We start from the raw sequence: 22978 nt of genomic DNA, 5'->3' as shown, positions 1-22978 counted from the left end.
CTAACATGCCGGCCTGTCCTGCTTTTGCGTGTGTTTTTCCTTATGCCCAACCAGCTCATCAAGACCCCCTGCGTCGGCCTTTGCTCCACTGTCTATGGTGACCTGGTGTGCCGTGGCTGCAAGCGGTTCCACCATGAAGTGATTCATTGGAACGGCTATGGCGAGGACGAAAAACGCGCGGTGTGGATGCGGCTTGAGCAGTTGCTGGTCCAGGTGATGGTGGCCAAGCTGGAGGTTTTTGATCCTGCGCTCCTGCGCCAGCAACTGGAAACACGCAAGATTCGTTTTGTGCCGCACCAGTCGGAATATTGCTGGGCTTATCAATTGATCGCCCGTGGCGCGCGGGTGATCAACAACCTGGAAGCCTACGGCATGGTGCTGATGCCCGAATTTCGCGACTGGGACCTGCCGGACCTGCGCGACGCCATTGATCGGGAATTCTTCCTGCTGTCCGAAGCCCATTACCAGCGCTACATCGCGCCGGGGTTCCTGAAGGATGCCATTGGCGGCTGAAGGAGATGGCTTTTGTGGCGAGGGGTGTCAGTCCTTGACCGCCAGCTCCACCAGATGATCCTCGACCTCCTGCGGTTTGAGCACCAGCACGTCGCTTTCCAGCGTGTCGAGCACCGCTTCGGCGGTATTGCCGATCAAGACCCCTGACAACCCGGAACGCGCCACGGTGCCGATCACTGTCACCGCTGCCTGCAGCTTGCGCGCCATGTATGGAATCAGGACGTCCGCCGGACCTTCTTCGATATGCAGGTGTTGGTCGTCGATGTCGAACTCAGCCTGGAACGCCCGGCATTGTTCGCGGTATTTGGCCTCGATGGTTTCCTTGAGCTGGAACGTCGGATCGGCGGAGGACAGCATCGGTGTGGGATGGGCGCTGATCACGTGCAGGTGCGCCTTGGCCAGGATGGCAATGTCGTAGCCGTGATCGATGATGGTGGAGTGCAGGTGGCGGTGCTCGCCGTCGGCATTGCCCACGTCGACGGCGGCCAAGATCACTTTGTCTTTCCAGGAACCGGCGGTTTTCACCAGCAGCACTGGAGACGGGCAATGGCGCAGCAATTTCCAGTCCGCCGGGGTGAGCAGGGCTTTTTTCAGCGGGCTGTCGGGAAAATGTTGCTTGATCACCAGGCCGCAACCTTCGGCCTGCTGTACGTCGATGATGGTTTCGTACAGGCTTTCGTTCCAGGCCTGTTCGGTGGTGACACTGTAGCCGTCGGCCAGCAACGCGGCCTTCAGCACGCTGAGCATGCCGGCATGGTCATGCTTCTTGTCACACACCAGCAGATGCAGGTGGGCCTGGGTGACACCGGCAATCAGCTTGGCGCGCTTGAGCGCGAGGCTTTCCGAATGTTCGGGGTCGATGACCACCAGAATGCTGCGAATGGCTTGCATGATCGGCGTCTCCAGCAATAAAAAGGCATGGCGTTGCTCAACTATAGTTGTTGTATGGCAGTCGTCGACTTGATGCATATCAACGGCGGTGGCTGGTGGTCTGGAGGCAGGCCGGTATAATCGGCGCCCTTCGCTCGACTCTCTTTTTCCGTGAGCCCCATGATCCTTCCCGAAATTCATGAATTCCTTGGTTGCCGCACTCCCGATGCCTGGGTCCAGGCGGCGCTGGCCGACCAGGAGACGCTGCTGATCGACCACAAGAACTGCGAATTCAAGGCCGCCAGCACCGCCCTGAGCCTGATCGCCAAGTACCACTCCCACGTTGACCTGATCAACCTGATGTCACGTCTGGCCCGGGAAGAACTGGTGCATCACGAACAGGTGATGCGCCTGATGAAAAAACGCAAGGTCGGCTTACGCCAGCTCTCTGCCGGGCGTTACGCCTCGGGGCTGCGCAAAGTGGTCCGCAGCCACGAACCGGTCAAACTGGTGGACACTTTGGTGGTCGGCGCTTTCATCGAGGCCCGCAGTTGCGAGCGTTTCGAGGCCCTGGTGCCGCACCTGGACGAAGAATTGGGCAAGTTCTATTTCGGCTTGCTCAAAAGCGAAGCGCGGCATTTCCAGGGCTACCTGAAACTGGCCTACCAGTATGGCGACGCCAAGGACATCGCCCAGGTGATCGACAAGGTTCGTGACGCCGAGCAGGCGCTGATTGAATCGCCGGATGTGGAGTTTCGCTTCCACAGTGGTGTGCCTGCGGTATAGGGCTGTTTGCCCTGACGCCATCGCGAGCAGGCTCGCTCCCACATTTGATCTTCAGTGAACACAAGTAATGAGTACACCGAAAATCCCTGTGGGAGCGAGCCCGCTCGCGATGAGGCCTCACGCAGCTCTGCATCCTTAATCGCTCAAACCCAGGCGTTCATGCCATTGGGCAATGGACTCCTGGGGATAGACCTCGAACTGCTGATCGCCGGCGTGCGCCTCGACTTCCACCCACGGCGCCTTGGAGCCCAGCATCAGATGGGTGTGCTCAGGCGGTACCGGCAACGGCGTGTCGATGGCAGAGGCGAACGGGTGGATCAGCTCAGGCCATTCGGGGCTGAACAGCCACAAGCCTGAACCGCAAAGGGAACAGAAATGCCGTTCGGCGCTGCTGCGGTGGGCGCGTTTATCCCCGTCATTCTTGAGCCGCGCATGATAGATCGAGATGTGCTTGCGACCGCGTACCTTCAAGCTCCGGGCATTGCCCCCAAGGTTTATCGCAAAGCCGCCTCCACCCTGGGTCTTGCGACAGATCGAGCAGTAGCAGCGCTGATAAGGGTAGGGGTGGGCGCTGTCGAGGCTGAACGACACCGCGCCGCAATGGCAGGATCCTTCGAGCTGCATGAGAACCTCCGGTTGGCAATTGGGAAGTGGCTCAGGACAGCCTAGACGGTCGGCATTTTTTGACAGCTGAATTCAGGCCGGCCATGCGGCAGCCATCGCGAGCAGGCTCGCTCCCACATTTGATCTTCAGTGAACACAAACACCGAAATCCCTGTGGGAGCGAGCCTGCTCGCGATGAACGATGACGCGCTCTAGCGACCGGGCACCCGCCACAAATACCACGCCGCCACCGTCCGATGCGGGCTCCACGCCTGTCCAATCCCAACCATCTGTTTGCGCGTCGGTTGGACGTCCAAGCCCTTGAGCCGCCGATACCCCTCACGCACCCCAAAGTCATCCGCCGGCAGGATGTCGGGTCGCTCCAGGCTGTAGATCAGCAGCATCTCCACGGTCCAGCGTCCGACGCCGCGCAGGGTGATCAAGCGTTCGATCAAGGACTCATCATCCATGGCCAGCGCCGCGGGGTAGTCCGGCACCACCTCGTCCCGCGTCGCTTGAGCGATGCCCTGTATGGTCGCGATCTTGCTGGCGGAAAATCCGCAGTCGCGCATCTGTTGGAAGTCAGTCGCCAGGATCTGCTCAGGCCTGGGGAATATCGCCCCCGGAAACAGCCGCAGAAAACGACCGAGAATCGCATCGCCGGCTTTAGCATGCAGTTGTTGATAGGCAATCGCCCGGACGAGTGCTTCATACGGGTCGCGGGCCGGTTTGGGTTGCAGCAGACAAGGGCCGATCATCTCGACATGACGGCACCAGTCTTCGTCGAGGCTTGCCAGAAAGGTGCTGGCATCGTGGTACGGGACAGGCATCAGGTGTTCACTCGGCAGGCTGGTCAGAATGCCAGTGGCAGGGACACCTGCACCGCGGCCTTTTCCAGCCGCAACAGAAAAGCCTTGCGTGGCTGCCCGCCACCATAACCGGTCAACGAGCCATCCGCACCGATCACCCGGTGGCAGGGGATGACGATGGCCAGGCGATTCTGGCCGTTGGCCAGTCCCACCGCACGGCTGGCTCCAGGGCTGCCGAGGGCAGTAGCGATGTTGCCGTAGCTACGGGTTTCGCCATAGGGGATTTTTTCCAGTTCAGCCCAGACCCGGACGGCGAAGGCGCTGCCGGGCATGTGCAGCGGCACGCTGAACGAGGTGAGCTTCCCAGCGAAATAGTCGGCCAGTTCGGTTTCGATCTGTTGCAAGTGGGGATTGTGCCCCGGGACGACGGTATAGCCGTAGCGTTGTTGCAACTCTTCGATTTCCCGGGTCAGGGCCGGGCGGTCGAGGAACTCCAGCAACACCAGGCCGCGCCGTTCGGCCATGGCCAGCATCGGCCCCAGTGGCGTTGTCAGGCGGGTGAACAGCAGGGGTTCGCTGTGGGAGGCGCGGCCCGGTGTGATGTGGAAAGACTTCACGAAGGCGTCACGAAATCCGCTCAGGGACTCGTAGCCTGAGTCAAAGGCCGCATTGTCGATGGAAATCCCTTCTTTGATGCCCCCCAGGGCGATGCCCAGCCGTCGGGTGCGCAGGTAGGCATGGAAAGTCATGCCGAAATGCTGCTTGAACCAGCGCCGCAGCTTCAGCGGTTCAATGCCTTGTTCCAGCAACAAAGCATCGGTCCAGCGCAGGTCGGGTTCGGCGTCCACGGCCTTGAGCAGCGCCTGGATCCAGGCGGGCGCGATGGCGGCGGCATCCAGCGGCTTGCAACGCAGACAGGCTCGATAGCCGGCCGACATGGCTTCGTCAGCGTGGGCGAAGAATTCGACGTTTTCCGGCTTCGGCTTGCGCGCCGTACAGCTGGGGCGACAGAAGATGCCGGTGGTCTTGACCGCCGTGAAGAACACCCCCTCGTAGGCGGTGTCTCGTTCGAGCATGGCGCGGACCATCTCGGCATGGGGTGGGAGCAGCGAGTCGTGTAGGTTCATGGGAGGAGCATAGAGCCAGGCCCGGGATGGCTCCACCGGAAAATCGACAGTGAATTTCCATTCACTTGGTCGGCTGCTTACGAACAAAAGTTGAACCCCTGAGTCTTAAAGGTTCAACCGTTGTTTTTGTCTTTCGGAGACATCATGTCCAAACATAAGAAATCCCTGATCGCCGTCGCTGTGTGTGCCTTGATGCTGAGTGCCTCAGCCTTGTTGCCCGCCGACCTGTCGCCTATTGGCGCGAGCTACGCTGCCGGTGGTGGGAATGGCGGGGGTGGCGGTAAGGGCGGTGGAAACGGCGGCGGCCACGGTGGTGGTGTCGGCGGTGGCCAGGGCAGTGGCAAGTCCAGCGCTTCCAGCGGCCTTGGTAAAGGATTGACCAGCGACCACACCGGCACCCGGACTCGCGATCATGGCCTGAGCGGCAAACACACCGGTACCACCCGCACCGACCGGACCAGCAAGGCTTCGCTCACGTCGAACATCGCCAAGGACCGTGACACGCGCGGCTTGACCAAGGCGTCGGCCATTTCCACCACTACGCCAGGCACCCACAACACCAAGGGACTGACCAACGCGACCAGCTCTTCGATCAAGAACGACCGCTGATCGCTTGAAAAAAAGCCGCGACGTTATGGATTGGCGTCGCGGCTTTTTTCGTTTATCGGCTTCGCATTACCCGAAGTGTTCAATACTTCCAGAACACCGGCGTGAACAACACCAGCACGGTCAGAATCTCCAGACGACCCAGCAGCATGCCAATGGTCAGCAGCCATTTGGCCGCATCCGGCAAGGTGGAGAAGTTGCCGGCCGGTCCGATGATTGAGCCCAGTCCTGGCCCGACGTTGCACACGGCCGTGGCGGCACCGGTGAGGGCCGTCGTCCAGTCCAGGCCGATCAGCGCAAGCCCAAGGGCGATAGCGCCGATGGTAATGGTGAAGAAAAAAGAAAACGTCAGCAGCGAACGGACGATCTCTTCGTCGATGGGGTGCTTGTTGTATTTTTTCTGAATCACCGCCCGCGGATGGATCAGTTGTTTCAAACTGCCCATCAGTAAGGCGCCGGCCACCTGAAAACGAAAAATCTTTAGCCCGCCGGAGGTGGATCCCGAACAACCGCCGACAAACGTCAGGTAGAAAAATAGCAGCAGGGCAAAGCTGCCCCATAGCGAGTAGTCACCCAGCGCCACACCGGTGGTGGTGACCACCGAAGTCACGTTGACGGCTACGATGCGCACCGCGTCCAGCCAGGCGTAGTCGCTGTTCAGGCTCAGCCAGGTGCCCACCACGAGCCAGGTAATGACCAGGAATCCGAGGAATCCACGGACCTGATGATCCCTGAGCAACGCTCGTTTGTTCCCGCGCAACGTGGCGACATACAAGGTGAAGGGCAGTGCACCGGCGATCATGATAATCACCGAGATCCAGTGGATGGCCGGTTGAGACCAGTTGGCCAGGGACGAATCCGAAGTGGAGAACCCTCCGGTGGAAATCATGGTCATCGCATGGTTGATCGCTTCGAAAGGTGTCATGCCCGCCAGCCACAAGGCCAGGGCGGCCAGGGCACTCAAGCCTAAGTAGAGCCACAGGATGTAGGTCGCCGCCACATGGGAGCGCGGTGTGACTTTCTCCGACCAGTCCGATGATTCGGTCTGGAACAGTCGCATGCCGCCGACCCGCAGCAGCGGCAGGATGGCCACTGCCATGCCGATGAAGCCGATCCCTCCGAGCCACTGCAACATCGAGCGCCAGATCAGCAGGCCCGGGGAGGCATTGTCCAAGCCGGTGAGGATGGTCGAGCCGGTGGTGGTGATGCCGGACATCGTCTCGAAGAATGCGTCGGTGTAGCTGATGTGCTGGATAAACACCATCGGCAAGGCGGCGAAGGTGCAGACAACCACCCAACTGGCAGTGGTCAGCAGGTACATGTCCCGCGGACGCAGTTGTATGTGCTCTGGCCGACCACGTGCTACCAGCAAGATGCCGCAGACAAAGGTGATCAGGCTCGACCACAAGAACGCCGAGAGGTCATCGTTTCGCTCGTACACCATCAGCGTGAGAAGCGGGATTGCCATGCTCGCGGCCAGGGTGATCAGGAAAATGCCGAGGATGAATCCGATAAACCGCACAGCCGCAAGGGACATAAAACACGCCTGAAAGAATGAGCCGCCCAGTATCGATTTCGTTGACCGGACGCTGCGTAAAGTTTGCGTAAAAAAAAGCCCGAAACAGCACCTGTTCGCACGGCGCGCGGTGAGTCGTCGTCATTGGGCAGTTTTGTTCAATACCGCCAGTGGCGTGCAATTTACCTTGAACGCCACCTCACGGACATGAAGAAGGTATGCAATGAGTCTGATTATTTCCATGGCGGCGTTTGCACTGGTGGCGTCCATCACTCCCGGGCCGGTGAATATTGTAGCCCTCAGTTCCGGGGCGCGATTCGGCTTTCGTGCCACCTTGCGTCACGTGGCCGGGGCCACCCTGGGGTTTGTCTTGCTGCTGGTGTTGATGGGGCTGGGGTTGCACGAAGTGCTGCAGCGCTGGCCCGGCCTCACGCGAGTGGTGCAACTGGGGGGCGTGGGTTTTCTGTTGTTCATGGCCTGGAAACTGGCGATGGACAACGGGCAGTTGGGCGCCGGAGACGAGGAGCGGGCGCCGTCGATGTTTTACGGCGCGTTGATGCAGTGGCTCAACCCCAAGGCGTGGCTGGCCTGTGTGGCCGGGATGGGAGCGTTCGTGGCCGATGGTGAGGCGCGGTTGGTGTGGCAGTTTGCAGCTATCTACCTGGTGATCTGTTATCTCTCGGTGGGCTGCTGGGCCTATGCCGGCAGTTTTCTGCGGGTCTGGCTGGGCAACCCGGCGACCATGCGCCTGTTCAATCGGACGATGGCGACGTTGCTGGTGATCAGTGCGGTGTATTTGTTGTTGCCTTGAGCCATCCCCGCAAAAGCAGGGTCGGGTATCAACCGCGATATTGGCCCGGGGTGGCGGCCAGGTGTTGTTTGAAGGCACGCTGGAAATGCGCCTGGTCGGCAAACCCGCTGTTCAGTGCGACATCGGCGATCAGCTTGCCTTCGCGTAACTGTCGACGGGCGAACTGGATCCGACGATTGACCAGGAACGCATGGGGCGTCATGCCGTAATGGCGCTTGAAGGCCCGACTCAGGTACGACGGCGAAAGTTGTGCGGCGGCGCAGATGTCTTCGAGTTTCAAGGCCTCGCTGCAATGGTCATGGATAAACTGTGCCGCTCGCATCAACCCCGGGTGGCTGCCGCGGTCCGGGCGTCCGGCTGGGTTGAGCCGGTGTTGCAGGTCGATGAAAAACGCTTCGGCGGCGGCGTGTTTGTGGGCGATGTCGATCCGCTCATCCACCAGTTGGCCGTACAAACCCTGTAGGGCGGCAAACAGCTCGATGTCGCGACTGTGGGTGGTGGCGAAGCCCTGAAAACCCAGGGTCTCGTCAAAGCCGATTCGGCGCTGCAAGTCCGTCAGCCACTGGGTGTCGACGTACAGCATTACATACGACCATGGCTGATCATTGATCGGGTTGCACGCATGGACATCGCCGGGGTTCATCAATACGACCGTACCGCTCTCTACCTGGAAATTCGATTGCTCATGCAGGTAGGTGCTGCGCCCGGCCGTGATCGCCCCGATGGAAAAGTGGTCATGGGAATGACGCGAATAGCAGACCTTGCGTCCATCGGCGATGCCCCGGGCTTCGATGAAGGGCAGCGCTGCATCACGCCAGAAACGTGGGGCGGCATCATGGGGGGCGGGCTTCATCGGTCGGCGTCCTCGTCTTGAACCTGTGTCGCAGTGTATTCGGCCCCGTCGAGAAATGCCTGTCTGGTTTGGCCGTTCGGTTTGAAGAGGAGAGGGCCTGGGCTAGACTTCAACAAGCCCTCTCTATGGAGTTTCCGATGCTTGCGCCTGGTAAACCGGATAACGAAGCCGTTCGCCTCAAGAATTTGCACTCGCTCAAATTGCTCGACACTGCGCCCGAGGAGCGCTTCGACCGCCTGACTCGCCTTGCCCGGCGTTTGTTCGATGTGCCCATTGCGCTGGTGTCGCTGGTGGATGCCAACCGTCAGTGGTTCAAGTCCAACGCGGGCCTGGACGCCAGTGAGTCCGGACGCGACGTTTCATTTTGTGCACACGCCATTTTGCAGGATCAGATTCTGGAGGTTTGCGACGCGGAGCAGGACGAGCGGTTTCGCGACAACCCGTTTGTCACCGATAAACCCGGCATTCGTTTCTACGCCGGGCAGCCGTTGGCACTGGATGACGGCAGCAAGCTTGGAACCCTGTGCTTGCTGGACACCAAGCCGCGCAAGCTCAATGACGAAGAGCGCGAACTGCTGCGCGACTTGGCCAGCATGGCCGAGCAGGAAATGATTGCTGTGCAGATGGCGAGCATGGACGAACTGACCTTGCTGTCCAATCGACGTGGTTTCAAGACGTTGGCCCAGCATGCGCTGAGCGTTTGCGAGCGCCTGTCGCGTCCGGCAACACTGCTGTTCTTCGACCTCAACGACTTCAAGCTCATCAACGACCGCTTCGGACACGCCGAGGGCGATACGGCACTAAAAACGTTTGCCGACGTGCTACGCATCGCCTTTCGCGAAAGTGATGTGATCGGTCGTTTGGGTGGCGATGAGTTCGTGGCGCTGCTCACCGGCTCTGCCCATGTCGAAACCTCGGCGATCATGGCGCGACTCAGGGAAATCCTTGATGAGCGCAATGCGATGTTGCAGCGTGGCTATGACATCCGTTTCAGCGTGGGCCAGATCGACTATGACCCGAAGCGTCATCAGTCCATCGACAGCCTTTTGGCGGATGCTGATGAGGCGATGTACATTCAAAAACAGGCTGGCTCGCGCTGACGGCGTCACATCAAGCCCTTATGTGTGCAGGTCCATCGTCATCGCGAGCAGGCTCGCTCCCACAGGGGATTTGTGGTTTGCCCGAAGTTTATGAGCAACTCGGAAAATGTGGGAGCGAGCCTGCTCGCGATAGCGGTGGCCCATTCAACACGAATGCAAGCTGACCCGCCGCCATGACCAGAGCGGAATAAAAAACGCCGCTTGTCCCTTTTCAGGACAAGCGGCGTTTTTACGCAGCGGATGTGACGTGAAGATTACTCTTCGATGTTACCCATGGCGGTGGTGTTGAAGCCGCCGTCCACGTACATGATTTCACCGCTGATGCCCGAGGCCAGGTCCGAGCACAGGAAGGCGCCGGCGTTGCCGACTTCCTCGATGGTGACGTTGCGACGCAGCGGAGTCTGCGCTTCGTTGGCGGCCAGCATTTTGCGGAAGTTCTTGATGCCGGAAGCGGCGAGGGTACGGATTGGACCGGCCGATACGCAGTTGACGCGGGTGCCATCCGGGCCCAGGGAGCCGGCCAGGTAACGCACGCCTGCTTCCAGGGAAGCCTTTGCCATGCCCATCACGTTGTAGTTCGGCATGGTGCGCTCGGCGCCCAGGTACGACAGGGTCAGCAAGCTGCCGTTGCGGCCTTTCATCATTTCACGACCGGCTTTGGCCAGGGCCACGAAGCTGTAGGCGCTGATGTCGTGGGCAATGCGGAAGCCTTCGCGGGTGGTGGCTTCGGTGAAGTCGCCGTCCAGTTGATCGCCCGGGGCGAAGCCCACGGAGTGCACGATGCAGTCCAGGCCGTCCCACTTCTTGCTCAGTTCTTCGAAAACCTTGGCGATTTCTTCATCGCTGGCCACGTCGCACGGGAAGCACAGCTCAGGGCTCGAACCCCAGCCTTGTGCGAACTCTTCGACGCGACCCTTGAGTTTGTCGTTCTGATAAGTGAAGGCAAGCTCAGCGCCCTCGCGATGCATGGCGGCGGCGATGCCGGATGCGATGGACAGCTTGCTGGCGACACCGACGATCAGTACGCGCTTACCGGCGAGAAAACCCATGTGTTGCTCCTCTTTCAGGTTATTCGGCAGTTGTTGGGGCCAGGAAAGCGGCCTCCAGCAACTGCTGTGTATAGGGGTGTTGCGGCGCGGCAAATATGCTGCGGGCATCACCTTGTTCGACCACTTGGCCATGCTTGACCACCATCAACTGGTGGCTTAGCGCTTTGACGACAGCCAGGTCATGGCTGATAAACAGGTACGTCAGGTTGTACTTGGTTTGCAGCGACCGCAACAGCTCCACCACCTGGCGTTGCACGGTACGGTCCAGGGCCGACGTCGGTTCATCCAGCAGAATCAACGCCGGCTTGAGCACCAGGGCCCGGGCAATGGCGATACGCTGCCGCTGCCCTCCGGAAAATTCATGGGGGTAGCGGTTCCGGGTCTCCGGATCCAGGCCTACCTCCTTCAATGCCGCGATTATCGCTTGTTCCTGCTCGGCTGCGGTGCCGATCTTGTGGATCCGCAGGCCTTCGCCGACGATCTGGCTTACACACATCCGTGGGCTCAGGCTGCCGAACGGGTCCTGAAACACCACTTGCATCTCCCGGCGCAGTGGCCGGACCTGTTGCTGCGACAGGCAGTCCAGCTGCTTGCCTTCAAAGCGGATCCCCCCCTGGCTGCCGATCAACCGCAAGATCGCCAGCCCCAGGGTGGACTTGCCGGAGCCGCTTTCGCCAACGATACCCAGGGTCTGGCCCTGGGGCAGGCTGAAGCGGATACCGTCCACGGCCTTGATGTAGTCCACCGTGCGTTTGAACAGGCCTTTCTTGATCGGGAACCAGACTTTCAGGTCCTCGACCTGCAACAGCGGCGGGCCGACCACGTTGGTCGCCGGGTTGCCGCTGGGCTCGGCGGCCAGCAGTTCCCGAGTGTACGGATGCTGCGGCGCGCGGAACAGCTCTTCGCACGATGCCTGTTCGACGATGCAACCGCGCTGCATGACACATACGCGATGAGCAATTCTTCGCACCAGGTTCAAATCGTGGCTGATCAACAGCAGCGACATGCCCAGCCGCGCCTGCAAATCCTTGAGTAATTCGAGGATTTTCAGCTGGACGGTGACGTCCAGTGCCGTGGTCGGTTCGTCGGCAATCAGCAGCTCTGGTTCGTTGGCCAGGGCCATGGCGATCATCACTCGCTGGCGCTGGCCACCGGACAGTTCGTGGGGCAGGGCCTTGAGGCGCTTGTGCGGCTCGGGGATGCCCACCAGTTCCAGCAACTCCAAGGTGCGACGGGTAGCGACCTTACCGGACAGCCCCTTGTGAATGCCCAGCACTTCATTGATCTGCTTCTCGATGCAATGCAGCGGATTGAGGGACGTCATCGGCTCCTGAAAGATCATCGCGATCCGGTTACCCCGGATGTGGCGGATAGTCTTTTCTTTCAACCCGAGCAAATCCTGGCCGGCGTACTGGATGGTCCCGCTTGGATGGTGGGCCAGCGGGTAGGGCAGCAACCGCAGGATCGAGTGGGCGGTCACCGACTTGCCTGAGCCGCTTTCGCCGACCAGGGCCATGGTTTCGCCACGCTTGATGTCAAAACTGACGCCTTCGACCACCCGTTGGCGACGTTCGCCGACGATGAACTCCACGGCCAAGTCGCGCACTTCGATCAGATTGTCCTGATTCATTTCACTTCCTCGGATCGAAGGCATCGCGAGCGGACTCGCCGATGAACACCAGCAGGCTCAGCATGATCGCCAGCACGGCGAACGCGCTGATGCCCAGCCAAGGCGCCTGCAGGTTGGATTTGCCTTGGGCCACCAGTTCACCCAGGGACGGAGCGCCCGGAGGCAAGCCAAACCCGAGGAAATCCAGGGCCGTGAGGGTGCCGATGGCCCCGGTGAGAATGAACGGCATGAACGTCATGGTCGAGACCATGGCGTTGGGCAGGATGTGGCGGAACATGATCGCGCCGTTCTGCATGCCTAATGCCCGCGCGGCACGCACGTATTCCAGGTTGCGCCCGCGCAGGAACTCGGCGCGGACCACGTCCACCAGGCTCATCCAGGAGAACAGCAGCATGATGCCCAGCAACCACCAGAAGTTCGGCTGCACGAAGCTGGCCAGGATGATCAACAGGTAAAGCACCGGTAGCCCCGACCAGATCTCCAGGAAACGCTGTCCGGCCAGGTCGACCCATCCGCCGTAAAAGCCCTGCAAGGCGCCGGCGATCACGCCGATGATCGAGCTGAGGAGGGTCAGTGTCAGAGCGAACAGCACCGAAACACGGAAACCATAGATCACCCGGGCCAGCACATCACGGCCCTGGTCGTCGGTGCCCAGCCAGTTGACCGAGGAGGGCGGTGCCGGGGCGGGGACCTTCAGGTCGTAATTGATGCTCTGGTAGCTGAACGGGATCGGTGCCCACAGCACCCACGCGTCCTTGGCGGCCAGCAGTTCGCGGATGTACGGGCTCTTGTAGTTGGCTTCCAGCGGAAATTCGCCGCCGAACGTGGTTTCCGGGTAGCGCTTGAGTGCCGGGAAGTACCAGCCGTCGTCGTAGTGCACCACCAGCGGCTTGTCATTGGCGATCAACTCGGCGCCCAGGCTGAGCCCGAACAGGATCAGGAACAGCCACAGCGACCACCAGCCACGCTTGTTGGCCTTGAACAGTTCGAAACGGCGGCGATTGAGGGGGGACAGGTTCATCTCAATGCTCCCGGCTTTCGAAGTCGATGCGTGGATCGACAAAGGTGTAGGTCAGGTCACCGATCAGTTTCACCACCAGCCCCAGCAGGGTGAAGATGAACAGGGTGCCGAAGACCACCGGGTAGTCACGGTTGATTGCCGCCTCGAAACTCATCAAGCCGAGGCCATCAAGGGAAAAAATAACCTCTACCAGCAACGAGCCGGTGAAGAAGATTCCGATGAACGCCGAAGGGAAGCCGGCAATCACCAGCAGCATGGCGTTGCGGAACACATGACCATAGAGCACCCGATTGCGGGTCAGGCCCTTGGCCTTGGCGGTGACCACGTACTGCTTGTTGATTTCATCGAGGAAGCTGTTCTTGGTCAGCAGGGTCATGGTGGCAAAGTTGCCGATCACCAGGGCCGTCACGGGCAAGGCCAGGTGCCAGAAATAGTCGAGGATCTTGCCGCCCATGCTCAGTTCATCGAAATCGTTGGACGTCAGCCCCCGTAGCGGGAACCAGTTGAAATAGCTGCCGCCGGCAAACACCACGATCAGCAGGATGGCGAACAGGAACGCCGGGATGGCATAGCCGACGATGATCGCCGAACTCGTCCAGACGTCGAAATGACTGCCATGCCGCGTCGCCTTGGCGATCCCCAGCGGGATCGACACCAGGTACATGATCAGCGTACTCCACAGCCCTAGCGAGATGGAGACCGGCATTTTTTCCTTGATCAGGTCGATGACCTTGGCGTCTCGGAAAAAACTGTCACCGAAATCCAGGCGAGCGTAATTCTTGATCATGATCCACAGGCGTTCCGGCGCCGACTTGTCGAAGCCGTACATGCGCTCGATTTCCTTGACCAGCGCCGGGTCCAGCCCCTGGGCGCCGCGATAGGCGGAGCCGGCCACCGACACTTCGGCACCGCCACCGGCAATGCGGCTGGTGGCGCCTTCGAAACCTTCGAGTTTGGCGATCATCTGCTCCACCGGCCCGCCGGGCGCGGCCTGGATGATCACGAAGTTGATCAGCAGGATGCCAAACAGGGTCGGGATGATGAGCAATAGACGCCGAAAGATATAAGCCAGCATCGGTTACTCCACACTCGCCGGGGCGACGATTTTTTGCTCGATGACCTGTTTTTCCACCTCGATGGAAGGCTTGACGTCTGGCTTGACCCACCATGTGGTGGTGCCGATGTCGTAGGTCGGGGTGATTTTTGGATGGCCGATGTGGTTCCAGTAGGCTACGCGCCAGGTCTTGATGTGCCAGTTGGGGATCACGTAGTAGCCCCATTGCAACACCCGGTCCAGCGCCCGGGCGTGGGCCACCAGGCTCTTGCGTGAGTCGGCGTTGATCAGTTGCTCCACCAGTTGGTCGACGGCGGGGTCCTTCAGGCCCATGGTGTTGCGGCTGCCGGGATTATCGGCGGCGGCCGACATCCAGAACTCGCGCTGTTCGTTACCCGGCGAGCTGGACTGCGGGAAACTGCCCACGATCAGGTCGAAATCCCGCGAGCGCACGCGATTGATGTATTGGGACACGTCGACCCGGCGGATCACCAGTTCGATGCCCAGGTCACTGAGGTTACGCTTGAACGGCAGCAGCACCCGCTCGAATTCGGTCTGGGCCAGCAGGAACTCCAGCACCACGGGTTTGCCCTGGGCATCGACCATCTTGTCGTCGACGATGCGCCAGCCGGCCTCTTGCAGCAATTGATAGGCCTTGCGCTGCTGGTCACGAATCATGCCGCTGCCGTCGCATACCGAAGGCTGGAAGGCCTGGGTGAACACCTGCTCGGGGATCTTGCCACGCAACGGCTCGAGGATCTTCAGCTCGTCTTCGCCGGGCAGGCCGGTGGCGGCCATCTCCGAGTTTTCGAAATAACTGCGGGTGCGGGCGTAGGCACCGTGGAACAGTTGTTTGTTGGTCCATTCGAAGTCCAGCAGCAGGCTCAAGGCCTTGCGCACCCGCACGTCCTGGAAGACCGGGCGGCGCAAGTTGTAGACAAAGCCCTGCATGCCGGTGGGGTTGCCGTTGGGGATCTGTTCCTTGATCAGCCGGCCTTCGGTCACGGCCGGGATGTTGTAGGCGTTGGCCCAGTTCTTGGCAGCCATTTCCAGCCAGAAATCGAACTGCCCGGCCTTCAGTGCCTCGACCGCCACGGTGTTGTCGCGATAGTAGTCGGTGGTCAGCACGTCAAAGTTGTAGAAGCCGCGGTTGACCGGCAGGTCCTTGCCCCAATAGTCCTTCACGCGTTCATAGCGAATCGAACGGCCAGCCTTCACTTCGGCGACCTTATACGGACCGCTGCCGAGGGGGATCTCCAGGTTGCCCTTGTTGAATTCGCGCCCGGCCCACCAATGCTTGGGCAATACCGGCAGTTGGCCGAGGATCAGCGGCAATTCGCGGTTATTGGTGTGCTTGAACTTGAACAGCACCTTGAGCGGTTCTTCGGCGATGACTTCAGCCACGTCGTTGTAATAACCGCGGAACATCGGAGCGCCGTCCTTGGTCAAGGTCTGGAAGCTGAACACCACGTCCTCGGCGCGTACGGGATGGCCGTCGTTGAAGCGGGCTTCGGGCCGCAGGTAGAAGCGCACCCAGGCATTGTCCGGGGCCTTCTCGATTTTTTCGGCGATCAGGCCATATTCGGTGAACGGTTCGTCCAGGCCTTGTTTGGCCAGGGTGTCGTAGATCAGGCCGATGTCATCGGCGGGGACGCCCTTGCTGATAAAAGGGTTGAGGCTGTCGAAGCCACCAAACCCGCCCTGACGAAAAATCCCGCCCTTGGGGGCGTCAGGGTTCACATAATCGAAATGCTTGAAGTCGGCCGGGTATTTCGGCGGCTCGTTGTACAAGGTCAAGGCGTGCTGCGGTGCGGCACAGGCCAGTCCGGCGAACAACAGGCCGCTGGCCTGCAGGAGCAGGGCGCGTAAAGGCTTCATTGATCTTTCTCCGAAGATTTCAGCCACCATGCGCTCAAACCCAGGGTGTAGGGCGGCGTAGTGACAAAGGCAAACCGGTTACGGTAGGCCAGGCGATGATAATTGAGATACCAGTTAGGGATGCAGTAGTGCTGCCACAGCAGCACACGGTCCAGGGCTTTGCCGGCGGCGACCTGTTCGTCACGGGTGCGGGCAGACAGGAGCTTTTCCAGCAGGTGATCGACCACCGGGTTGTTGATGCCGGCGTAGTTCTTGCTGCCCTTGACCCCCGCCTGGCTGGAATGGAAGTACTGCCATTGCTCAAGACCCGGGCTGAGGGTTTGCCCCAGGGTCAGCAGGATCATGTCGAAGTCGAACTGGTCCAGACGCTGCTTGTATTGAGCGCGATCCACCGTACGCAGGCGGGCCTGGATGCCGATGCTGGCGAGGTTTTCCACGTAGGGCTGCAGGATGCGCTCCAGGTTCGGGTTCACCAGCAGGATCTCGAAGCGCAGGGGCTGGCTGTCGGCGTTGAGCAGGCGCTGGCCGTGGATGGTCCACCCGGCTTCCTTCAGCAATCCCAGGGCTTTGCGCAGGGTTTCCCGGGGGATGCCCCGCCCGTCGGTCTGGGGCAGGCTGAAGGGTTGGGTGAACAATGCGGGCGGTAGTTGTTCCCGATACGGCTTGAGCAGCAGCCATTCGTGGCCCACCGGAAGACCGCTGGCGGAGAATTCACTGTTGGGGTAGTAGCTGAGGGTGCGCTTGTAGGCGCCGCTGAAGAGCGTGCGGTTGGTCCACTCGAAGTCGAACATCAGCCCCAGGGCTTCACGAACCTTGACCTGGGCGAACGTGCTGCGCCGGGTATTCATGAACAGACCCTGGGTCTGGGTCGGGATCTGGTGAGCAATCTGCGCCTTGATCACCTCGCCGCGATTGACCGCCGGGAACCGGTAGCCGTTGGCCCAGTTTTTGGCCTGGTGTTCAATGTAGATGTCGAATTCCCCGGCCTTGAAGGCTTCGAAAGCCACTTCACTGTCGCGGTAGAACTCCACGTCCATCCGGTCATAGTTGTATTTGCCGCGATTGACCGGCAGGTCCTTGCCCCAGTAATTCTTGACCCGCTCAAACACCAACTGGCGACCAGGCTGCACTTTGGTAATCCGGTAAGGGCCGCTGCCCAAGGGCGGTTCGAAGGTGGTGGCCTTGAAGTCGCGGTCTTTCCAGTAATGCTGGGGCAGCACCGGCAACTCACCCAGGCGCAGGATCAGCAGCGGGTTGCCCGTACGCTTGAACACAAAGCGGATTTTCAGCGGGTTGAGGATGTCGACCCGTAGCACTTCCTGAAGGTTGGTGCGGTACTGCGGATGACCTTCCTTGAGCAGCGTTCTGTAGGAGAACGCCACGTCATAGGCGGTAATCGGCACGCCGTCGTGAAAACGGGCTTCGGGTCTGAGGTTGAACACCACCCAACTGCGGTCTTCGCTGTATTCCACCGAACGGGCGATCAGGCCATAGCTCGACGTCGGCTCGTCGCCGGACGGCGCATACTGACCGGTGCCAACCATCAGCGGTTCGTTCAGCTCGTTGATGCCGTATTGCAAGAAGTTGGGCGTCGAAACTGGGCTGCTGCCCTTGAAAGTGTAGGGATTGAGCGTATCGAAGGTGCCAAATGCCATGACCCGCAAGATACCGCCCTTGGGCGCTTGCGGGTTGACCCAGTCGAAGTGGGTGAATCTGGCCGGGTACTTGAGCGTGCCGAACTGCGCATAACCATGGCTTTCGCTAATGGTTGCGCCGGCGGGAGAGCTCAAGGCCAGGCTGATCAGGAGCAGGAGGAGGGGACGTATCAAGTCTGAGATCCGATCCAGGCGGCTTGGGCTTTATGGCCCGTACAGTAACAGCTTGTATCGGCAGGAAAAAGGCGGGAGCCGAAAGCTTCAGGGATTACCCGAAACCGTGGCGAGGGAGCTTGCTCCCGCTGGGCTGCGAAGCAGCCCTCTCTTCAGTCAGGCTTAGTGCGGAGAGTAAACCGTCAGCATCTGCCCAGGCTTCAGTGCCTTGCCTACCCGTGGATTCCAGCGCTTGAGGTGCTGCATTTCCACGTTGAAGCGTTTGGCGACCACGTACAGCGAGTCGCCTTGCTTGACCTTGTACTGGGTTTGTTTCTTTTTATTCTTGCTGCTGGCAGCGACTACCGTGTTGACGCGTTTGCGGGTGTCTTGCATGACCAGGGTCTGGCCGATCTTGAGTTTGTTGCCGCTCAATCTGTTCCAGCGTTGCAAGTCTTTGATCTGAACGTTGTTGGCCTTGGCGATCAGCCCCAGGTTATCGCCACGCTTGACGCGATAGGTGCGCTTGGCGCCCGCCACCGTGCTTTCTTCGGCTGAGTCAAAAACCGGTTGGAGCGATCGTTTGCTGATCAGTTCTTCCGGACGCATGGTGGACAGGCTGGCGGTCAACAACTGGGCCTTGGACGTGGGTACCAGCAGGTGCTGCGGGCCATCGATGGTGGTGCGCTGCTTGAAAGCCGGGTTGAGCTGGAACAGCTCGTCTTCGTCGATGTCAGCCACCGCCGCGACTTTGGACAGGTCCATGCGCTGGTTGATCTCGACGACCTGGAAGTACGGTTCGTTGGCGATCGGGTTGAGGTTGACGCCGTAGGCCTCGGGAGAAAGTACGACCTGGGACAATGCCAGCAACTTCGGCACATAGGCCTGGGTTTCGCTGGGCAGCGGCAGGTTCCAGTAATCGGTGGGCAGGCCAAGTTTTTCGTTGCGCTCGATGGCGCGGCTGACCGTTCCCTCGCCTGCGTTGTAGGCAGCCAGCGCCAACAGCCAGTCGCCGTTGAACATGTCGTGCAGGCGCGTCAGGTAATCCATCGCGGCCGTGGTAGAGGCCGTGATGTCGCGACGCCCATCATAGAAGCGGGTCTGGCGCAGGTTGAAGTAGCGCCCCGTGGACGGGATGAACTGCCACAGGCCCACCGCATGGGCCCGGGAATAAGCCATGGGGTTGTAGGCGCTTTCGATCACCGGCAGCAGCGCCAGCTCCAGGGGCATGTTGCGTTCTTCAAGGCGTTCGACGATGTAATGAATGTACAGGCTGCCGCGTTCGCCGGCGTTTTCCAGAAAGGATGGATTGCTGGCGAACCACAGGCGTTGCTGCTCGATACGCGGGTTGACGCCGGCGGTTTCCTGCAGCTGGAAGCCCTGGCGCATACGCTCCCAGACGTCCTGAGGCACTTGAGGGACGGGTTTTTCAGTGAGCCAGATGGGCTTCTGTTTGGCGCGAGCGGCGATGTTCGGCGTGTGCGCCACATCGCTCTGCGGCACCTGGCTCGTGCTCTGGCAGCCCGCCAGGGTGGCGGACACAGCCACTGCGACAGCTTGAGCCAAGCGGGTCAATGTGTCTGACTGGACGGACTTACGTATAGATGACGACATTGGCTGGAAGTAAGTTCCGGGCAAAAATGTCGGCCGATTCTAGGAAGCGCACCCCAACAGGTCAACCTTTCAGAATTTTTGTATCAAACGCCAGCGGCCTTAGAACTTATCTTTCCACGCCCTCAAGGCCGCAAAAACCTCACTCGGCGTCTGGTTACGCTGGCCGTTCCGTTCGTCTGCTTTTTGTTTAACGGATGTTTCAGCGGTACGCAGGAACGGATTGGTGAGCTTTTCAAGTGCCAGGGTCGAGGGCAGGGTCATGACGCCGGCGTTGCGTTGCTGGCTGACTTTTTCCAGGCGGGCGGCAATGTCCGGGTTGCCCGGCTCTACCGCAGCGGCGAATCTAAGATTGCTGAGGGTGTATTCATGGGTACAGTAGACCAGCGTATCCTCAGGCAGAGAGGCCAGGCGGCTGAGGGACTGATGCATTTGTGCAGGCGTGCCTTCGAAGAGTCGCCCACAACCGGCGGCAAACAGGGTGTCGCCACAGAACAGCAAGCCATGATGGTAATACGCGATATGCCCCAGGGTGTGGCCGGGTACGGCGTAGACATCGAAGTCCCAGTCGAGGACGCTGAGCCGGTCGTTGTCCTGCAGCGCCACGTCCCGCGCCGGGATGTTTTCACTGGCCGGGCCGTAGACGGTGGCGTGTGTCGCGTTTTTCAGTGCCTGGACGCCGCCGACATGGTCGTGATGATGGTGGGTGATCAGGATGTCGCTCAGGACCCAGCCAGGATGGGCGTCGAGCCAGGCCTGCACCGGCGTGGCGTCGCCGGGGTCGACGACGGCGCAGCGTTGAGTGGCGTGGTCCTGTAACAACCAGATGTAGTTATCGGTGAACGCGGGCAGGGCACTGATCTGTATCATCGCGGAATTCGCCAAGCAGAAAACAAAGGCGCATCTTAGAACTTCCTGACGCGTTGGAGAATGCAATGACCGATGAAGCGTTCGCTCAGGCTGATCCCGACTGGCTTGCGTTGATCAGCGCCGCTCGTGAGTGGCTGTCCGGCCCTGTCGGGCAATTTTTGCTGGAAGAGGAGCGGCGCATGCTCGAAGACGAGCTGGGCCGGTTCTTTGGTGGCTATCTGGTGCACTACGGGCCTTCGGCGCAGACCCCGCCGTCGGCGCCGCAGGTTCAGCGTAATGTACGCCTGGGGGCACCATTGCCTGGCGTGGAGATCGTTTGCGAAGAGCAGGCCTGGCCGTTGAGCGAGCATGCCGCCGATGTGGTGGTGATGCAGCACGGGCTGGATTTCTGTCTCTCCCCGCACGGGCTGCTGCGCGAAGCCGCCAGCAGCGTCCGTCCTGGCGGGCATCTGTTGATCATTGGCATCAATCCCTGGAGCAGTTGGGGGTTGCGTCACGTGTTCGCTCACGATGCTTTGCGTCAGGCTCGCTGCATCTCGGCGTCAAGGGTCGGTGACTGGCTCAACCTGCTGGGCTTCGCGCTGGAGAAACGTCGCTTCGGATGCTATCGTCCGCCGCTTGCGTCGCCCAAGTGGCAGGCCCGTCTGGCCGGCTGGGAGCGCAAGGCCGGTGAGTGGCAACTGTCCGGCGGCGGCTTCTATTTATTGGTGGCGCGCAAGATTGCGGTCGGGCTGCGCCCGGTTCGTCAGGCGCGACGCGAGCCGATGGGCAAGCTGATTCCCTTGCCGATGGCCAAGGTCAATCGTCGCCACATCGAGCCTTAACCCTTTTCTGATGGTCTGGCGGCATTTCGGTTGCGGGCATTGTCGTTCCCGTCCGGCAGGCCTTTGCATTTTTTTCTGGATGGATTGGCATGAGCGATAGCGTAGAACTCTTCACTGACGGCGCCTGCAAGGGCAATCCCGGCCCGGGTGGCTGGGGGGCGCTGCTGGTATGCAAGGGTGTCGAGAAGGAACTCTGGGGCGGTGAAACCAATACCACCAACAACCGTATGGAGCTGATGGGCGCTATTCGGGGGCTGGAAGAGCTTAAGCGGCCTTGCGACGTATTGCTGGTGACCGACTCGCAATATGTGATGAAAGGCATCAATGAGTGGATGGCCAACTGGAAGAAGCGTGGCTGGAAAACCGCTGCGAAAGAGCCGGTGAAGAACGCCGATCTGTGGAAACTGCTCGACGAGCAGGTCAACCGTCACAACGTTACCTGGAAATGGGTGCGCGGCCATATCGGCCATCACGGTAACGAACGGGCCGACCAGTTGGCCAACCGTGGGGTGGATGAGGTGCGGGGTTTCAAGCAGGCCTGATACGAGTGGTGTCGGGGCCTGAACAGGATGATCTGTGGCGAGTGGGCTTGTGTGGGAGCAAAGCTTGCTCGCGACACAGGCGCCCTGGTTTTCCTGAAAGACCGCATTATCTTCATCGCGAGCAAGCTTTGCTCCCACAGCTTCGCTCCCATAAGCCAGGTTTCAGGTAAGTCCCCTCGTTACCGGAGCGTGTTAACATCGCCGCTTTTGCAAGCATGCCCGTTGAGAGCTGAACACTGATGGCCAACAGATCTGTTGTACTGGATACCGAAACCACCGGCATGCCGGTGACCGATGGTCACCGGATTATCGAAATCGGCTGTGTCGAGCTGATCGGCCGACGCCTGACCGGTCGCCATTTCCATGTTTACCTGCAACCGGACCGCGAAAGTGATGAAGGCGCCATCGGCGTCCACGGCATCACCAACGAGTTCCTGGTGGGCAAGCCGCGCTTCGCTGAAGTGGCCGATGAGTTCTTCGAGTTCATCCAGGGTGCGCAGCTGATCATCCATAACGCGGCGTTCGACGTTGGCTTCATCAACAACGAATTTGCCCTGATGGGGCAGCACGACCGGGCCGATATCACCCGGCACTGCACCATCCTCGATACCTTGATGATGGCTCGGGAACGGCACCCGGGGCAGCGCAACAGCCTCGATGCCTTGTGCAAGCGCTACGGCGTCGACAACTCCGGTCGTGAACTGCACGGCGCCTTGCTCGACTCGGAGATTCTCGCCGACGTCTACCTGACCATGACGGGTGGCCAGACCAGCCTGTCCCTGGCCGGCAACGCCTCCGATGGCAATGGCACGGGTGAGGGTTCAGGTAACCAGGCAACGGAAATCCGTCGTTTGCCCGCTGACCGCACGCCAGGCCGGATCCTTCGCGCCAGCGAAAACGACCTGGCCGAACATGCCGCGCGTCTGGAAGCTATCGCCAAATCTGCCGGTGCTCCGGCACTGTGGACGCAACTGGTCGAATCCCAGGCCGCGGCGAACTGATCTTGCGCCACGGTCGTACCCTTTGTGGGAGCGAGCCTGCTCGCGATGCAGGCGGCTCGGTCTGTCTGTTGGACCATGGAGATCCCATCGCGAGCA

At 60.4% G+C, this 22978-nt stretch carries 22 protein-coding genes; 8 read left to right on the top strand and 14 right to left on the bottom strand.

What is annotated here, in order from left to right:
- Nucleotides 1-42 precede the first annotated feature (42 nt).
- Nucleotides 43-513: a DUF1289 domain-containing protein gene (locus tag AC3I65_RS14050; RefSeq protein ID WP_281459163.1), complete on the top strand. Its 471-nt coding sequence runs from the start codon at nucleotides 43-45 to the stop codon at nucleotides 511-513.
- 27 nt (nucleotides 514-540) lie between these two features.
- Here AC3I65_RS14050 and AC3I65_RS14045 read toward each other — a convergent pair whose 3' ends face one another.
- Nucleotides 541-1404, bottom strand: coding sequence for a universal stress protein (locus tag AC3I65_RS14045; protein ID WP_274090122.1), 864 nt, complete (start codon nucleotides 1402-1404; stop codon nucleotides 541-543).
- 159 nt (nucleotides 1405-1563) lie between these two features.
- Here AC3I65_RS14045 and AC3I65_RS14040 point away from each other — a divergent pair, with 159 nt between their 5' ends.
- On the top strand, nucleotides 1564-2169 hold the full coding sequence (locus AC3I65_RS14040) for a MiaE family protein (RefSeq protein WP_076384407.1): 606 nt from the start codon (nucleotides 1564-1566) through the stop codon (nucleotides 2167-2169).
- A 135-nt stretch (nucleotides 2170-2304) separates the two neighbouring features.
- On the opposite strand, the gene AC3I65_RS14035 is transcribed toward AC3I65_RS14040, so the two are convergent.
- From AC3I65_RS14035 to AC3I65_RS14025, 3 genes are all read right to left on the bottom strand, one after another.
- A complete protein-coding gene (locus AC3I65_RS14035; RefSeq protein ID WP_488523892.1) occupies nucleotides 2305-2793 on the bottom strand; it encodes a GFA family protein in 489 nt (162 codons plus the stop codon).
- A gap of 191 nt (nucleotides 2794-2984) precedes the next feature.
- A complete protein-coding gene (locus AC3I65_RS14030; protein ID WP_488523891.1) occupies nucleotides 2985-3602 on the bottom strand; it encodes a DNA-3-methyladenine glycosylase family protein in 618 nt (205 codons plus the stop codon).
- Between the two features lie 23 nt (nucleotides 3603-3625).
- On the bottom strand, nucleotides 3626-4708 hold the full coding sequence (locus tag AC3I65_RS14025; RefSeq protein ID WP_419417072.1) for a methylated-DNA--[protein]-cysteine S-methyltransferase: 1083 nt from the start codon (nucleotides 4706-4708) through the stop codon (nucleotides 3626-3628).
- A gap of 144 nt (nucleotides 4709-4852) precedes the next feature.
- Here AC3I65_RS14025 and AC3I65_RS14020 point away from each other — a divergent pair, with 144 nt between their 5' ends.
- Nucleotides 4853-5317 carry a hypothetical protein gene (locus AC3I65_RS14020; RefSeq protein WP_047225753.1) on the top strand — a complete coding sequence of 155 codons (465 nt, stop codon included), beginning with the start codon at nucleotides 4853-4855 and terminating at the stop codon, nucleotides 5315-5317.
- Between the two features lie 79 nt (nucleotides 5318-5396).
- Here AC3I65_RS14020 and AC3I65_RS14015 read toward each other — a convergent pair whose 3' ends face one another.
- Entirely contained in the window at nucleotides 5397-6851 is a 1455-nt protein-coding gene (locus AC3I65_RS14015) for a TrkH family potassium uptake protein (protein ID WP_107322352.1), read from the bottom strand.
- A gap of 202 nt (nucleotides 6852-7053) precedes the next feature.
- Between AC3I65_RS14015 and AC3I65_RS14010 the strand changes: the two genes are divergently transcribed.
- Nucleotides 7054-7641, top strand: coding sequence for a LysE family transporter (locus AC3I65_RS14010; protein ID WP_419417071.1), 588 nt, complete (start codon nucleotides 7054-7056; stop codon nucleotides 7639-7641).
- Between the two features lie 28 nt (nucleotides 7642-7669).
- Here AC3I65_RS14010 and AC3I65_RS14005 read toward each other — a convergent pair whose 3' ends face one another.
- The gene (locus AC3I65_RS14005; RefSeq protein ID WP_419417070.1) at nucleotides 7670-8494 is read right to left on the bottom strand and encodes a helix-turn-helix domain-containing protein; all 825 of its coding nucleotides are present in this window, start codon (nucleotides 8492-8494) and stop codon (nucleotides 7670-7672) included.
- A gap of 137 nt (nucleotides 8495-8631) precedes the next feature.
- On the opposite strand from AC3I65_RS14005, the gene AC3I65_RS14000 reads away from it, so the two are divergent.
- Nucleotides 8632-9594: a sensor domain-containing diguanylate cyclase gene (locus AC3I65_RS14000; protein WP_047225757.1), complete on the top strand. Its 963-nt coding sequence runs from the start codon at nucleotides 8632-8634 to the stop codon at nucleotides 9592-9594.
- A 254-nt stretch (nucleotides 9595-9848) separates the two neighbouring features.
- On the opposite strand, the gene fabI is transcribed toward AC3I65_RS14000, so the two are convergent.
- The 8 genes from fabI to gloB form a co-directional block, all read right to left on the bottom strand.
- Nucleotides 9849-10643, bottom strand: a complete 795-nt coding sequence (gene fabI, locus AC3I65_RS13995; RefSeq protein ID WP_003202751.1) for an enoyl-ACP reductase FabI — start codon at nucleotides 10641-10643, stop codon at nucleotides 9849-9851.
- 19 nt (nucleotides 10644-10662) lie between these two features.
- Nucleotides 10663-12273 (bottom strand): ABC transporter ATP-binding protein, encoded by a 1611-nt coding sequence (locus tag AC3I65_RS13990; RefSeq protein ID WP_076384417.1) that lies wholly within the window; start codon nucleotides 12271-12273, stop codon nucleotides 10663-10665.
- Nucleotide 12274: 1 nt separating this feature from the next.
- Nucleotides 12275-13294 (bottom strand): ABC transporter permease, encoded by a 1020-nt coding sequence (locus tag AC3I65_RS13985; RefSeq protein WP_047225759.1) that lies wholly within the window; start codon nucleotides 13292-13294, stop codon nucleotides 12275-12277.
- Nucleotide 13295: 1 nt separating this feature from the next.
- Nucleotides 13296-14369, bottom strand: a complete 1074-nt coding sequence (locus tag AC3I65_RS13980; RefSeq protein ID WP_047225760.1) for a microcin C ABC transporter permease YejB — start codon at nucleotides 14367-14369, stop codon at nucleotides 13296-13298.
- A 3-nt stretch (nucleotides 14370-14372) separates the two neighbouring features.
- Complete coding sequence (locus tag AC3I65_RS13975; RefSeq protein WP_107322355.1) at nucleotides 14373-16226, bottom strand: extracellular solute-binding protein; 1854 nt, start codon at nucleotides 16224-16226, stop codon at nucleotides 14373-14375.
- Nucleotides 16223-18055 carry an extracellular solute-binding protein gene (locus AC3I65_RS13970; RefSeq protein WP_047225762.1) on the bottom strand — a complete coding sequence of 611 codons (1833 nt, stop codon included), beginning with the start codon at nucleotides 18053-18055 and terminating at the stop codon, nucleotides 16223-16225. Before AC3I65_RS13970 ends, AC3I65_RS13975 begins: the two co-directional genes overlap by 4 nt.
- Before the next feature lie 162 nt (nucleotides 18056-18217).
- Nucleotides 18218-19648 (bottom strand): transglycosylase SLT domain-containing protein, encoded by a 1431-nt coding sequence (locus AC3I65_RS13965; protein WP_076384421.1) that lies wholly within the window; start codon nucleotides 19646-19648, stop codon nucleotides 18218-18220.
- 99 nt (nucleotides 19649-19747) lie between these two features.
- Nucleotides 19748-20515, bottom strand: a complete 768-nt coding sequence (gloB, locus tag AC3I65_RS13960) for a hydroxyacylglutathione hydrolase (protein ID WP_139049963.1) — start codon at nucleotides 20513-20515, stop codon at nucleotides 19748-19750.
- Between the two features lie 65 nt (nucleotides 20516-20580).
- On the opposite strand from gloB, the gene AC3I65_RS13955 reads away from it, so the two are divergent.
- The 3 genes from AC3I65_RS13955 (at nucleotide 20581) to dnaQ (ending at nucleotide 22882) form a co-directional block, all read left to right on the top strand.
- Nucleotides 20581-21339 (top strand): class I SAM-dependent methyltransferase, encoded by a 759-nt coding sequence (locus AC3I65_RS13955; protein WP_047225765.1) that lies wholly within the window; start codon nucleotides 20581-20583, stop codon nucleotides 21337-21339.
- An 89-nt stretch (nucleotides 21340-21428) separates the two neighbouring features.
- Nucleotides 21429-21881: a ribonuclease HI gene (rnhA, locus tag AC3I65_RS13950; protein ID WP_047225766.1), complete on the top strand. Its 453-nt coding sequence runs from the start codon at nucleotides 21429-21431 to the stop codon at nucleotides 21879-21881.
- Between the two features lie 239 nt (nucleotides 21882-22120).
- The gene (dnaQ, locus tag AC3I65_RS13945) at nucleotides 22121-22882 is read left to right on the top strand and encodes a DNA polymerase III subunit epsilon (RefSeq protein WP_047225767.1); all 762 of its coding nucleotides are present in this window, start codon (nucleotides 22121-22123) and stop codon (nucleotides 22880-22882) included.
- Nucleotides 22883-22978 lie beyond the last annotated feature (96 nt).

Source organism: Pseudomonas sp. N-1-13 (genome assembly GCF_057787095.1).
This window is presented reverse-complemented; position numbering and strand designations above follow the sequence as displayed.